The following is a 14417-nucleotide window of genomic DNA, read 5'->3' as shown; positions in this document are numbered from 1 at the left end:
AGGCATGCCCGCTGTACCCCTCCCGCTTGCGGGGGTCGAGATGAACAAAGTTTGCTGTTGGAGGGTTGGTGTGAGCGGCGAGGCTTCTCCGACCTCCCCCTGAAAAGGGGAGGTCGCTTTGCTCGCGAGAGCAAAGCGGGTGGGGATCTGCTCTCTCCGTAGACACCGTCACCTGCGGCTGACCCCCATCCCGACCTTCCCCCTTTCAGGGGGAAGGAGAACAAACAAAAATGGCCGGGATCGCTCCCGGCCATTTCGTATCGTGATGTCGCGCCGGCTCAGCGCGGCGGCGCGGCCGAGGCGGTGCCGCCGTTGAGCAGCGGGGTGATGCGGCGGACGGTGACGCGCCGGTTGATGCGGCTCGGTCCGTCGGTCTGCTCCTTCGGATATTGAGAGCCATAGCCCTGCGAGGTCAGGTTCTCAGCCGGCACACCGAACTGCTGCGTCAAGAGCTCGGCGGCGGATTGCGCACGGCGGTCCGACAGTGACAGATTGTCGGTGTCGTTGCCGGTCGCATCCGTGTGGCCCTCGATCAGGAACACCTCGCGCGGGTTGCGCTGGATGGCTCGGTTGAGGCCGTCGGCGATCACCTGCAGCCTCGCCGCCTGGTCCGGTGGGATGGTCCACGATCCGGAGTCGAAGTTGATCGTGTTGACGTCGATGCTCGGCATCTGCATGCGGACATTGGGGCTGTAGCGGATCTCGTCCAGCGAGTAGCGCCGTTCGATCCGCTGCACCGGCGGTGCCTCCATGGTCTCGTAGATCACGTCGGGCGACGCGTCCTGCGCGTCGACGATGTAGCGATCGTAGGGAATGTTGACCACGGGCGGCGGGGCGTCGACATAGAAACCACCGACTGCGCGCGGATCGCGATAGCTGTTGTCGATGATGACGACCTCGCGGCCGCCAGTATCCCTGCGGATTCGGCGCAACATCTGGCCGTCGGAGCCGACCACGGTGATGATCTCGCTGCCGTCGGGACGAACCACGACCGTCCGCGTCTCGCCGCCGATCGTCTCGGTGCGGATGTCGCGCGCGCCATAGCGGAAGCGATAGACGTCGTCGCCGCGCACATAGGCCTGGCCGCCGGGATCGCGGATGATGACGCGGTCCGGCTCGGTGTAGATGGTGCGGCCGCCTTCGACCACCTCCTGGCGCTGGCTGTGCAGGTCGGCGATGCTGCCGCCGATGATGGCGCCGGCGACCACGCCGGCACCGACGGCGGCACCGATCGCGAGCGGCTTGATGTTGTCATGGCGCGGTGGCGGCGGCAGCGGCGCTGCGACGGCAGGCGCGGCGCGGAAGGCGGGCGCAACCGTCGGCGGCGCATATTGCGCGCGGCCGGGCGGCGGCGTTGCGGCGGCCGAGCCGGGGACGACCGATGGCGCGGGCGCGCCCATCGCGGCGCCCTGGGCCGGCGATACGCCGGGCGCGACGCCCGGACGTGCTGCCGGCTGACCCGGAGCCGGGGCCGCGCCGGGCGCGCCCATTGCCGCGCCCGGGGTTGCCGGTGTTCCGGGCGGTGTCGCCGGACGTCCCTGCTGACCTGGCGCCGGTGGCGTCGGCGTCGCGCCGGGTGCCGGAGGCGTTGTTGCGGCAGGCGGGGTGCCTGGACGCGCGGGCTGTGCGCCGGCTGCCGGAGGTGTCGGCGTCGGTGTCGCACCGGGAGCTGTCGCGGCGGGCGGCGTGCCCGGTCGTGCCCCTGCTGCCGGCGGCGTTGTCGTTGCCGAAGGCGCGGGCGTTGAAGTCGCCGCGGGCGGGGTGCCCGGCGGTTGCTTGGCGCCGCCAGGGCGTTCACCGCGTTCGCCACCCGGACGATCGCCGGGGCGGCGTTCGGCCGGCGCCGTTGTCGGAGCTCCCGGCGTTGCGGGCGTCGGAGTCGGCGTTGCCGCCGTGGGCGGGGTGCCGGGACGTGCTGCCGGCGCGGCATTCGGCGTGGCGCCGGGCGCCGGCGTTGGCGGCGTGTGCGCGGGTCCTGCGCCGGGCGGCGGCGTGCCGGGTCGCTGCGGTGCTGCGGCCGGCGGCGGTGGCGTCGGCGTCGGATGTGCGGGGGCGGCCGCCGGCGGTGGCGGGGTTGGCTTCGCAGGCGCTGCTGCGGGCGGCTCCGGCCGTGCCGGTGACGGCGATGGCTTCGCGGGTGCGGCCGCGGGCGGCGGCGGTGTGGGATGTGCGGGAGCAGCCGACGGCGGAGGCGTCGTCGGGCGCGCGGCAGGCGGCTCGGGCCGGGCAGGGGCTGCAGGCGGGGTCGGCTTCGCGGGCGCTGCGGCCGGCGGCGGAGCAGGATGTGCGGGTGCCGCGGCGGGAGGTGGCGCCTGCGGATGCGGTGCTGCGGCCGGCGGTGCGGGACGTGCAGGAGCACCCGGCGCGCCCGGCGCTGGCCGCGCCTTCGGCTTTCCGTCCGGTCCGGTTTCTTCCTTTTGCTGCGCCTGTGCGACGACCAGCGGCGAAGTTTGGGCGTGCGACGCTGAGGTGGCGAACTGCATCACCGTCAGCGCAGTCGTGGCAAGCAGCACGAGACGAAGCTTTGTCATTGTCTAGGAGTCCCCGGCGGAAAGTCTGGGCAGGAAAGCAAAGTGAGAACCGAACAATTCGGCAGGACGATGAACCGCCAGCCGTTAGGCCGGATTGTGGCGAGCCACGAATCATCGGCGAAGTTTATTTCGACATTATAACGGGTTGCATGTGTGGTTGTTCACCGCGCGTTCAGAAGAAACGCGCCGACACATTTGCAATCGACGTGGAACTTGGGCGCATGAGCGACTCACCGGCGGGGAGTCGATCTGTCGCAGGCGGCGGGCCGGACGGTCCAGGCGGTCCGCGCACCGGTGATTCGTCAGGTGTCTTGCCGGGCAACTCGTCCGGTCGCGGCGGCTCGCCGGGTTCGCGCACCGGCTCCGGAATCTCGGGGCGCGGACTGCCGGGCGGAATTCCCGGCGGCGGTTCGCTCGGTGTGCCCGGCGTCGTCGGCGGAATCTCGGGAGGCTCGATCGGCATCATATCGAGGCCCCGCGGCTGCCGCCGCCAGATCGCGTCGCGCGCATTGATCGCTCCATCGAAGTTCGAAGCGACAACGGATCGCGCGCCGCGGCGTTCCGATGTTTCACCCGGGCGTGTGGCAGACCGCCTCGATATTGTGGCCGTCGGGATCGAGCACGAATGCGCCGTAATAGTTCGGGTGGTAATGCGCACGGATGCCGGGCGCGCCGTTGTCGCGGCCGCCGGCCGCCATCGCGGCCTTGTAGAAGGCGTCGACGGTAGCGCGGTCCCTGGCCGTGATGGCGATATGCACCGGCTTGTTCATTGCGCCTTCGCCGCCGATCCAGAAGTCCGGCTTGCCGTCGGCGCCGAAGCCCGCGGCGGGCGCGTGCCCGGTCACATCAGCGGGCACTTCCATGATCAGGCCGTAGCCGAGCGGCGCCAGCGCCGTCTGGTAGAAAGCCTTCGCGCGTTGATAGTCGGAGACGGAAAAGCCGATATGGTCGATCATCGCGAGCCTCCCTTGTTGTGTGACGCTACAGACTCGTTGCACCTCCTCCGCAAGCGGGAGAGGGAGCAGATCTCAGAAGCGTAGCCCGGATGAAGCGAAGCGCAATCCGGGGCTGCTCTAGTCGCGGACGGTCTGGTCCCGGATTTCGCTGCGCTTCATCCGGGCTACGGCCATTCGAACCTCAGCCGCGGCCAGGTCTCAACTCCGCACCAGCAGCGTGTTGCTCCGCGTCCGGCCGTGCTCGACGTAACCGCGCGCATGCATGTCCGCAATGCAGTCGTCGGTCCATTCGTCCTTCGACAGATGCTCGATCACCACCGCGCGCGGCCACAGTGCCTGGGGCGCGTCGCGGAAGAAGCCGATCAGCACGCGGTCCTCGAAACCCTCGACGTCGATCTTGAGCGCATCGACCTTGCTCGCGCCGGCCTCGTCGAGGATGTGTTGCAGCCGCAGCGACGGCACTTTGAACGCCTTGCCCGTCGGCGTGCCGGTGACGATGTGGCTGGCGCCGAGATTGTCGCCGTCGGTCTCGATCATCAGTTCGCCATCGGTCGGGCCGGCGGCCGCCGCAACCAGGCGCACCTGCGGAAAGCCGGAGGCCTGGGTGTTGAACTTGAGCCGCGCATGCGTCACCGGATGCGGCTCGATCGCGATCACCTTGCCACCGAGCCCGACGTCGCGCGCCAGCGCCAGCGCATAGGTGCCGACATTGGCGCCGAGATCGACGAAGGTGCCATCCGCGCCGACATGCGCCCGCAGGAAGGTGAGTTCTTCAAGGTTGTAATCGGGATTGAACAGCGCGCCGCGCTCGGTCGCGCTTTGCTGATGATAGAAGCGGAATGATGCGCCCTGATAGGTCACGTCCAGCGGCCCAGCGCCGAACAGATTGACCAGTTTCGACAGCCAGGGCCGGAACGCGCCGCGCTTCAATCCTGAGCCATGCGCCAGGCGGATGATGGCGGCCTGCGCCGCATTGGGCGCGAAGGCGCCGAACGGCGCCGGCGATATGTCGTTGCTCGGGATCACGCATGGCCTCGTCGAAAGCGCGGCATGCATAGCCGGTTTTGCCGGCAGCGCCAACGCCCGTTACGCCGCCTTGCCCGCTGCCTGCCGTTACCGCAGGAAGCGGCCGAGCAGCCTTCGCTTGCCCTTGCGCGGGATCAGATCGACGTCGCTGACCAGTTTGGCGCCGCCCTTGCGGCGCTCCAGCACGATCTTGCGGCTATGGAACGCTTCGAGCTCGACGCGGTGGGCGACGCTGACGATAGTCGCCTTCGGCAGTTCCGTCGTCACCGTCTCCATCATCTTGTCCTGGCTCTTCTCGTCGAGCGCGGACGTCGCCTCGTCGAGCACGACGATGTCGGGGGCATGCAGCAGCAGTCGGGCAAAGGCGAGCCGCTGCTTCTCACCGCCGGACAGGGTCTGGTCCCACGGCGCGTCCTCCTCGATCTTGTCCTTGAGATGGTCGAGGCCGACCTTGTGCAGGGCACGGCTGATCTCATCGATGGTCCAGTCTTCCGCCGCGCCGGGATAGGCCACCGCGCGCCGCAGCGTGCCCGAGGGCACGTAGGGCTTTTGCGGCAGCATGAACAATCGGCGGTCCGCGTGCAGGCCGACACTGCCGCCGCCCCACGGCCACAGCCCGGCGATGGCGCGCACCAGCGTGCTCTTGCCGGTGCCGGATTCGCCGGCGACCAATAGCCGCTCCCCCGGTTCGATCACCACTTCGGTCTCGCCGACCACGGCGGTGCCGTCGTCCAGTGTGACGGAGAGATCGTTGAGGCTCAGCATGGCCTCGCCCGCGGTCTCGCCGCGCTCGATGCGGCCGAAGCCGTCGCCGGTCTCGGCGCGTTCGAGCCCGTCAAGCGACGTCATCAGCGAGGCGATGCGCCGGGCGCAGGCGTTCCAGTCGGCGAGCCGCGGATAGTTGTCGACCAGCCAGCCGAACGCGGTCTGCACGATGGTGAAGGCCGAGGCCGCCTGCATCACCTGGCCGAGCGACATGCTGCCGTCGAGGAATTTTGGCGCGCACAGCAGCAAGGGTACCACCGGCGCAATGAGGTTAGATCCCTGCGACACCAGCGTCGTGCGCATGTGCTGCCCAGCGAGCCGCGCCCATTGCCGCAACACATTCGAGAACGTCTTGTCGATGCCGTCGCGCTCCTCGGTTTCGCCGCCGAGCAGCGCGATGCTTTCGCCATTCTCCCGCACGCGGGTCAGTATGTAGCGGAATTCCGCTTCCGCCTGGTTCTTGTCCTCGGAGATCTGCACGAAGCTGCGGCCGATCGCCGTGATCGAGCCCGACGCGATCGCAGCATAGATGATCGCGGCAATGACCAGGAAGCCCGGGATGCTGATCGACGAGCCGCCGAGCGTCACCGTCAGCGCGCCGCCGATGGTCCAGAGCACGACGATGAAGGTAACGGCCGAGAGCAGCGCCGACGTCACGCCGGCGATGAAGTCGACCGGAGAATCGGTCGCGATCCGCAGATCCTCCGCGATCCGGTACTCCGGATTCTTGTGATCGCCGTCGACGAGGTTGAGCTGGTAGTAGCGGCCGTTCGTCAGCCAGCGCGACACGACGGCGTTGGTCAGCCAGGCGCGCCAGCGCCGCTGGATACCCATGCGGCCGAACACCTGGGCGACCCCCAGCAGCACGCTGCCGATCGCCAGCGGAAAGAAGATGGCCGTCAGGTGGAAGACACTGGCCGCGTCGCGCTTTTCGATCGCATCGAAGATCGCGCGATTCCAGACATTGATGCCGTACTGAACGGCGACATTGGCGACGATCAGCAGCAGCAGGCCGATCGTGAACAGCCACGCCAGCCGGTCGCCGCTCCGGCCCCAATAGCCGCGCGCGCTGATCCAGAACCGAGTCAGCAAATAGTCCTTGCGCGCCTGTTCGGCTTCTTCGGCGGACAATTCGGGATCGGGTTCGACGATTTCCGGCGGCGGCGGTTCGACATCCTCGCCGCCTTCGGCAATCACCTCGACGAATTCCGACTTCTCATCCCCTTCGCTTGCCGCGGGATCCTTGCGCTCTTGACCGGCCGCCTTTGCGCTCGCTTTCCGAGACGATGAAGTCCTGGCCGACGACGGCCCGTCCGACGATTTGGATTTTGCCTCAGCTTTGCCCATGGCACGATAACGCCAGGCAAATTACCCGGTTCCGCACTGGGACCGGCGGTCAGTCGCGCGGATTGCAACGACTTCAGGGGCTGAGGCCCGCGCATGCGGGCGATCCAGTACGCCGCGACCTCTTGATTCAAGCACAGCCGTCTCTGGGACACTGGATCACCCGCGGTTGATGACAGCGATATTCGATATCTTGAAACGAGACCTATCCTCATCGTCGTCCTGGCTTTCGCCAGGACGACAACGTGCTTGAGATGTGCCGCGCAACTACCTCACTCCGCCGGCGCCTGATCGCGCTTCAGCCGGCGCGAGCGCGTTGCTTTGTGCAGCACGCGCGCGAGCTGCTCGGCCGAATAGGGCTTCTGCAGCAGCTCGAAGCCGCCGCTGCCCTGCTGCGACAGCACCTGGCTGTAGCCGGAGGCGAGCACGATCGGCAGATCGAGGCGCTGCCGGCGGATCTCTTCCGCAAGCTCGATGCCGCTCATGCCGGGCATCACGACGTCGGTGAACACCAGGTCGAACCGGTCGGCGTCGACGGCGAGCTCCTCCAGCGCGTGGGTGGCGTTGTCCACCAGCACGCAGGTGCAGCCGAGCTGGGTCAGCGTGTCGGCGGCAAACTTTCCGACCTCGGCATTGTCCTCGACGATCAGGACCGATGCGTTGGTCCGATCGACCGAGGGCGCGTCCTCGGTGCGCTGCGCTCGCGCGCCATGCCCGCCGACGACGCGCGGCAGATACAGCGTGAATGTCGCACCCTTGCCGACTTCGCTGGTGACGGTCACCTCGCCGCCGGACTGCTTGGCGAAGCCGAACACCTGCGACAGGCCAAGGCCGGTGCCGTGACCGACCTCCTTGGTGGTGTAAAACGGCTCGAAGATGCGGCCGAACAGCTCCTGTGGAATTCCGACGCCGGTGTCGGTCACCGACACCGCGACGTGGCCGGGCGAGTTCGGCGGCGTGCTGGTCGCGGACGGCAGTCTGTCCACGGCGCGGACCGCGATCGTGAGCCGGCCGACGCCGTCCATGGCGTCGCGCGCGTTCACCGCCATGTTGATGATGGCGGTCTCGAACTGGCCGGCATCGGCGTTGACGAGACAGGTCTCGTCCGGCACCTGCGCTGTGATCTCGATGCGCGCGCCGATCAGGGTTGCGATCATCTCGCTCAGGGTGCGGACATTCTGGCAGGCGTCGAACACCTCGGGCTTGAGGGTTTGCCGCCGCGCGAATGCAAGCAGCTGGTTGGTCAGCTTGGCGGCACGGTTCACGGTGTTGGAGATCGCATCGATGTAGCGCTGCCGCCGCGGCTCCGGCAGGTCCGGCCGCCGCAACATGTCGACCGACGCGCGGATCACGGTGAGCAGGTTGTTGAAGTCGTGCGCGACGCCGCCGGTGAGCTGCCCGAGTGCCTCGAGCCGCTGGCCGTGCCGCAATGCCTCCTCGGCCTCGATGCGCCGGTTGGCCTCCTCCTGCAGGCGCTGGGTTCGTCGGAAGGCGAGTGCGAGCAGGCCGAACAGCAGGGCGGTGGCCGGGATCCCGAAGATCAGGTGCTGGGCCATGGTCGACATCCAGCGCGACTGGATCGCCGAGGTTTCAAGGCCGGCACTGACATAGACCGGGTATTCCGCCAGCCGCTGATAGCGCATGCGCCGCTCGATGCCGTCGGCTGGGGATTGGATCGTCATCGTCCCGGCCTCGGGATTGGCGACGATCTGCCGCCCGAGCGGGCCGCTCGGCTCGAACCGGACATCGTGGCCAACGGCAGGGAAATGCGCCAGCACGGCGCCGTCGGTCCGGATCAGCGCCAGGAAGCTGCCCGGCTCGCGGCCGATCCTGGCGTAGAAATTCTCGAAATATTCCGGAAGCACGGAGGCCTGGATCACGCCGGCAAAGCTGCCGTCGTCGCCGTTGCGGCGCCGGCCGACGCTGAAGAACCGCGAGCCCTGATAGGGCGGCCGCGGCGTCAGCACCTCGCCGATATAGGTGCCGATGTCGCCCTGGGCATGGATCCGGAAGTAATCCCGGTCCGAGAAGTCGACGTCGGGGGCCGGCTGCACCAGGCTGTTGACGAGGGCACGGCCGTTGGCATCGAACACCCAGACCGATTTCACCTGGGGAAGCGCCATGGCGACCTGCCGCAGCCGCTCGTGCAGGCTCTTCTCGCGCGCGCCGATATCGGCATCGCCCATGCCGCGGACGACCTCGGTGACCTCGGCTAGGCCCCGATCGATGGTCTCGAACACCTTCAGCGCATGCTCATGGGCGACATCGAGCGTGCGCTGGATCTCCCGGTCGGCGGCCTCGCTGATCGAGATCCAGGACATTGCGGAGGCAAAAACGAACAGCGCCAGCGGAAGGGCCAGCGCGGCGGCCATCATCCATTGCAGCAGTCTCAGCGAATTGCGTTGTGCGGTCTGCACGGGCGCTCCGGCTCCGCGCGGACCATAACGCAAACCGTTGCGCGGGAGGAAGCGAAACGGCGCCGCCGGGCGCGGCGCGGACGCCCGTTCGCCATTCCGCGACCCGTCAAGGTTACCGGAGGCCAACCCGGATCGATCAATTCGCAGCCGGCTCGCGTCCGGGGCAGCACGGGGCGGCTGCGGCGCGGCGGCATCACGACCTCGTTAGCGCCTCGCCGGCAGTCAAGCGGAAAATCGGCCTGGATGGCGCTTCCGGGCGCTGTTTTTAGGAGTTCTAAAACCTCTCATGGGCAAACGCTTGACCCTGTGACTACCTGCTGAAAAACAGGCCGCATGACAGGCGATCCAAACAGCTCCCGGGATGATTTGCAGGACGTCCGGCTCGGACATGCGGATCGCGGTTTTGTCGGAAAGATCATCAGGCTCGATGCGCTCGTGACGGGCTCATCGCTGTCTCCGCAGGAGCTGGAGCAGCGCCTGGTCGAGATGGGATTTGTCGAGGGCGCGCGCGTGGAAATCCTGCATGAAGGCACGATCCGAAAGGACCCGATCGCGGTGCGCGTCGACAACATCACGATCGCGCTGCGCCGGAGCGAAGCCATGGCTGTGATCGTCGAATGACCGCTGCATCCCTGCGCCTGGCGCTGGTCGGCGCGCCGAACACCGGCAAGACGTCGCTGTTCAACAGCCTGACCGGCAGCCGTCAGAAGGTCGCCAACTATCCGGGCGTCACGGTCGAGCGCAAGTCCGGCGGCTTCGTCACGCCCGAGGGCCGCAGCGTGACCGTGCTCGACCTGCCCGGCACCTATTCGTTGCGCGGCCGCAGCCCGGACGAGGAGATCACCCGCGACATCGTGCTGGGCCGCTTCGACGGCGAGGCGGTGCCCGACCTCGTGCTCTGCGTCGCGGACGCCACCAATCTGCGGCTGACCCTGCGGCTGGTGCTCGAGCTGAAGCGCGTCGGCCGGCCGATGATGCTCGTGCTCAACATGATCGATATCGCCAAGCGCCGCGGCGTCACGATCGACATCGACCGGATGTCGCAGGAGCTGGGACTGCCGATCGTGACCTCGGTCGCGGTCCGCAAGGGCGGCATCGATGAGCTCCTGAAGCGGACCGACGAATTCCTCTCCAAGTCGCATGAGGCGGCGGCCAGCGAATGGACGACGCCGACGATCGCCGACCTCAAGGTGGCGCAGCGCGAGGCGGACCGCATCATCGCGGCGGCGGTGACGCTGCCGACCAAGCCCGACACGCTGACCAACCGGATCGATTCCGTGGTGCTGCATCCGGTCTGGGGTCTCGTGATCCTGGCCGTGATCCTGTTCGTGATGTTCCAGGCGGTGTTCACCTGGGCGCAGCCCGCGATGGAGTTCCTGTCGGACAGCTTCGCCGCGCTCGGGCAGCTGATCCACAATTTGCTGCCCGAAAGCTGGAGCCTGTTGCAGAGCTTCCTGCAGAACGGCGTGATCTCCGGCGTCGGCAGCGTGATCGTGTTCCTGCCGCAGATCATCATCATCTTCCTGTTCATCCTGCTGTTGGAAGATTTCGGCTACATGGCGCGCGCCGCGTTCCTGATGGACCGCATCATGGGCGGCGCCGGGCTGCATGGCCGCGCCTTCATTCCGCTGTTGTCGAGCTTTGCCTGCGCCATTCCCGGCATCATGGCGACGCGCGTCATCGACAACCGCCGCGACCGCCTGACCACGATCCTGATCGCGCCGCTGATGACGTGCTCGGCGCGCATTCCGGTCTACACGCTGATTATCTCCGCTTTCGTTCCAGCGACCACGCTGTGGGGTTTCGTCAATCTGCAGGGACTCGTGATGTTCGGCCTCTACGCCGCCGGCATCACCAGCGCGCTGACGGTGTCGGCGATCGCGAAATTCTTCTTGTGGCGCGATCACGCGCCGGCACCGTTCATGCTGGAATTGCCCGACTACAAGATGCCGCGGCCGAAGAGCATCGCGATCGGCGTGTTCACCCGCGCCAAGATGTTCCTGTACCGGGCCGGCACCACGATCCTCTCGATGATGGTGCTGATCTGGTTCCTGGCCTCGTTCCCGCAGGCGCCGGCCGGCGCCGAGGGGCCGGCGATCAACTACAGCTTTGCCGCGATGATCGGCCATGCGCTCGAGCCGCTGCTGCGGCCGATCGGCTTCAACTGGCAGATCGCGGTGGCGCTGATCCCCGGCATGGCGGCGCGCGAGGTCGCGGTCGCGGCGCTCGGCACGGTCTATTCGATCGAGGGCGGCAAGGAGGCGGCGGACCAGATCGGCCAGGTGCTGGCGCAGAAATGGACGCTGGCGACCGCGCTCTCGCTGCTGGTCTGGTACATCTTCGCCCCGCAATGCGCCTCGACGCTCGCGGTGATCCGCCGCGAGACCGGCGGCGCGAAGTGGATGGTGGTGACGTTCATCTACATGCTCGCGCTGGCCTATGTCGCGAGCTTCCTGACCTTCAATCTCGCGCAGGCGCTCGGCCTGCATTGATCGGCAACGCGGTTTCATCATCTCTATTCGAAACTGCGACAGGTGCACGCAGCCAAGCGAAGCGGTAGAGTTGGTCGAGGGCGCGTGAAGCGGCAGGCGCCTCCGCGTGTTCCCTGCGAGACCCTGCAATGTCGACGTACGGCCTGGAGCGGCTATTTTCGCCTCGAAGCATCGCAATCGTCGGCGGCAGCCCGCGTCCGTCGTCGCTCGGCGCGGCGGTGCTCAGGAACATCAGAGCGAGCGGCTTCACCGGCCGCGTCGGCGTCGTCAATCGGAACTATTCTGACGTCGATGGTACCCCGACCGTCCCCGACCTGAAATCGCTGCCATTCGTTCCGGATCTCGTCGTCATCAGCGCACCGGCGGCGGCGGTTCCCGAAATCGTCGCGGAGGCGGCTTCGGCCGGCGTTGCCGGTGCGGCAATCCTGTCGGCCGGTCTTGGCCATGGCGCGGGCTCGCTCGCGGAGACTGCGGGGCAGATGGCGCGACGGCATGGCATGCGCCTGATCGGGCCGAATTGCCTCGGCGTCATGGTGCCGCGCGCCAAGCTCAATGCGAGCTTCGCCTCGCATCAGCCGTCCGACGGGCACGTTGCTCTGATCTCGCAGTCCGGCGCGGTCGCGTCGGCGATGATCGAATGGGCGGCGGAGCGGCGGCTCGGCTTCTCCGGCATCGCGTCGATCGGCGACCAGCTCGATGTCGACGTCGCCGACCTCCTGGATTATTTCGCGCTCGACGACCACACCAGCGCGATCCTGATCTATCTCGAAGCCGTCAAGGACGCGCGCAAGTTCATGTCGGCGGCGCGCGCCGCGGCGCGGCTGAAGCCGGTCGTCATCGTCAAGTCGGGACGGATGGAGCAGGGCGCCAAGGCGGCCGCGACCCACACCGGCGCGCTGGCCGGCTCCGATGCGGTCTACGACGCCGCATTCCGTCGCGCCGGCATGCTGCGCGTCTACGACCTGCGTCAGCTGTTCGATTGCGCCGAACTGCTTGGCCGCGGCTTCGTTCCGCGCGGCAACCGACTGGCGATCCTGACCAATGGCGGCGGGCTCGGCATCCTCGCGACCGACCGGCTGGCCGAGCTCGGCGGCGTTCCTGCGACACTGACGGCGGAGACCATCGAACGGCTCGACAAGGTGCTGCCGCCGGGCTGGTCCTATGCCAATCCGGTCGACATCGCGGGCGATGCCGATGCCGATCGCTACGTGGTGGCGCTCAGCGCACTGCTCGATGATGCGAACAGCGATGCGGTGCTGGTCGCGAATGTGGAAACCGCGGTTGCGCCGGCCCAAGGAATTGCAGAGGCGGTGGCGCAATGCGTCCGCGACCGCAGGACGAAGCGGAGTGCGGTCGCCGCACTGGTGCTCGCGGCCTGGGTCGGCGCCGACGAGCGCACCGGCGCGATCTTCGAGGCGGCACGGATTCCGCACTTCCCGACCGAGGACGATGCGGTGCGCGCCTTCATGTATCTGGTGCGCTATCGCGAGGCCTCGACCGCGCTCGCCGCAACCCCGCCTGGCGTCGCATCGGTGTTCACGCCGGAGACGGCGGCGGCGCGCCACGTCGTCGTGAACGCGCTGTCGGAAGGGCGCGCCTGGCTCGATCCGGCCGAGATCGTCGCTCTGTTCGCGGCCTATCGTATTCCGATCGCGACGACGCTCGTCGCCAACAGTGCCGAGGACGCTGCCGAGAAGGCGGCGCCGTTCCTTGCCGAGGGACATGCGATCGTGGTCAGGGTGTTCTCGCGCGACATCCGGCACGCCTCCGACGTCGGCGGCGTGATCCTCGACCTGCGCACCAAGGACAGCGTCGTTGAAGCTGCGCGGACGGTCATGGCGCGGGCACGAAGTGCGCGGCCCGACGCCACCCTGCAGGGTGTGACGATCCAGCCGATGATCGTGCGGCGCGCGGCGCGCGAACTGATCCTCGGCATCGCCGACGATCCGACTTTCGGTCCGGTGATCGTGTTCGGGCGTGGCGGCCCCGCGGTCGAGGTGATCAACGACAAGGCGCTGGCGCTGCCGCCGCTCGACATGAATCTCGCCCGCGAGTTGATCGGACGCACCCGCGTCTCGCGGCTGCTCGGCGGCTATGGCGATGTGCCGGCGGTCCCGGCCGATGTGGTGCCGCTCACCCTCGTCAAGCTGGCGCAGATGGCGGCCGACATTTCCGAGGTCGCCGAGCTCGACATCAACCCGATGCTGGCGGACGAGAGCGGCGTGCTCGCGCTCGATGCGCGGGTCGCGATCCGCAAGCCGGCGCGGCTGTTTGCCGGCCAAACGCGGCTCGCGGTGCGGCCCTATCCGTCGCAATGGGAAGGTGAGCTTGCGCTGCGCGACGGCTCGCGTGTCACGGTACGCCCGATGCGGCCGGAAGACGAGCCGATGGTCAGCGAGTTCTTCAAGCGCGTCACCGCCGAAGACCTCAGGCTGCGCTTCTTCCATGCGATGAAGGAATTCTCGCACGCCTTCATCGCGCGCCTGACCCAGCTCGACTATGCGCGGGCGATGGCGTTTGTGGCGCTCGATCCGAACACCGGCGAGATGATGGGTGCGGTCCGGCTGCATTCGGACTCGCTGTACGAGAATGCCGAATACGCGATCCTGCTGCAGTCCGATCTCAAGGGCAAAGGGCTCGGCTGGGCGCTGATGCAGCTCCTGATCCACTATGCGCGGTCGGAGGGATTGAAGCGTCTGTCCGGCCAGGTGCTGACCGAGAACACCACGATGATCGGGATGTGCCGCGATCTCGGCTTCACCGTGACGATGGATCCGGACGATCACAGCATCGTCGATGTCGTACTCGACCTCGATCGATCCGGCGTCGATGCGGTCGGCGCCGATATCCTGATCCGGCCCGCTGCGGCTGGCCGCCGATAACAGC

Annotated in this window: 9 protein-coding genes; 3 read left to right on the top strand and 6 right to left on the bottom strand. The window is 67.7% G+C overall.

Features of this window, described 5'->3' with window-relative positions; translation table 11 throughout:
- Positions 1-278 precede the first annotated feature (278 nt).
- The 6 genes from Q2M23_RS09190 to Q2M23_RS09165 all read right to left on the bottom strand — a co-directional run bounded on the left by Q2M23_RS09190 (position 279) and on the right by Q2M23_RS09165 (position 9039).
- Positions 279-2531 carry an OmpA family protein gene (locus tag Q2M23_RS09190; protein WP_316395375.1) on the bottom strand — a complete coding sequence of 751 codons (2253 nt, stop codon included), beginning with the start codon at positions 2529-2531 and terminating at the stop codon, positions 279-281.
- A 172-nt stretch (positions 2532-2703) separates the two neighbouring features.
- Entirely contained in the window at positions 2704-2994 is a 291-nt protein-coding gene (locus tag Q2M23_RS09185) for a hypothetical protein (protein WP_057021353.1), read from the bottom strand.
- A 106-nt stretch (positions 2995-3100) separates the two neighbouring features.
- Positions 3101-3487 (bottom strand): VOC family protein, encoded by a 387-nt coding sequence (locus Q2M23_RS09180; protein WP_316395374.1) that lies wholly within the window; start codon positions 3485-3487, stop codon positions 3101-3103.
- Between the two features lie 198 nt (positions 3488-3685).
- Positions 3686-4543 carry an FkbM family methyltransferase gene (locus Q2M23_RS09175; protein ID WP_316395373.1) on the bottom strand — a complete coding sequence of 286 codons (858 nt, stop codon included), beginning with the start codon at positions 4541-4543 and terminating at the stop codon, positions 3686-3688.
- 57 nt (positions 4544-4600) lie between these two features.
- Positions 4601-6625 (bottom strand): ABC transporter ATP-binding protein/permease, encoded by a 2025-nt coding sequence (locus Q2M23_RS09170; protein ID WP_253588484.1) that lies wholly within the window; start codon positions 6623-6625, stop codon positions 4601-4603.
- Between the two features lie 269 nt (positions 6626-6894).
- The gene (locus Q2M23_RS09165; RefSeq protein ID WP_316395372.1) at positions 6895-9039 is read right to left on the bottom strand and encodes a hybrid sensor histidine kinase/response regulator; all 2145 of its coding nucleotides are present in this window, start codon (positions 9037-9039) and stop codon (positions 6895-6897) included.
- A gap of 333 nt (positions 9040-9372) precedes the next feature.
- On the opposite strand from Q2M23_RS09165, the gene Q2M23_RS09160 reads away from it, so the two are divergent.
- The 3 genes from Q2M23_RS09160 to Q2M23_RS09150 all read left to right on the top strand — a co-directional run bounded on the left by Q2M23_RS09160 (position 9373) and on the right by Q2M23_RS09150 (position 14413).
- Entirely contained in the window at positions 9373-9660 is a 288-nt protein-coding gene (locus Q2M23_RS09160) for a ferrous iron transport protein A (protein ID WP_057018132.1), read from the top strand.
- Complete coding sequence (gene feoB, locus Q2M23_RS09155) at positions 9657-11531, top strand: ferrous iron transporter B (protein WP_316395371.1); 1875 nt, start codon at positions 9657-9659, stop codon at positions 11529-11531. The genes Q2M23_RS09160 and feoB overlap by 4 nt, the downstream gene beginning before the upstream one ends.
- 128 nt (positions 11532-11659) lie before the next feature.
- Positions 11660-14413, top strand: coding sequence for a bifunctional acetate--CoA ligase family protein/GNAT family N-acetyltransferase (locus tag Q2M23_RS09150; protein ID WP_316395370.1), 2754 nt, complete (start codon positions 11660-11662; stop codon positions 14411-14413).
- Positions 14414-14417 lie beyond the last annotated feature (4 nt).

The sequence above is a fragment of the Bradyrhizobium sp. 33ap4 genome, from assembly GCF_032654765.1.
GTDB lineage: Bacteria > Pseudomonadota > Alphaproteobacteria > Rhizobiales > Xanthobacteraceae > Bradyrhizobium > Bradyrhizobium australafricanum.
Note: the sequence above shows the minus strand (reverse complement) of the source record. Positions and strands in the feature narration are given on the sequence as shown.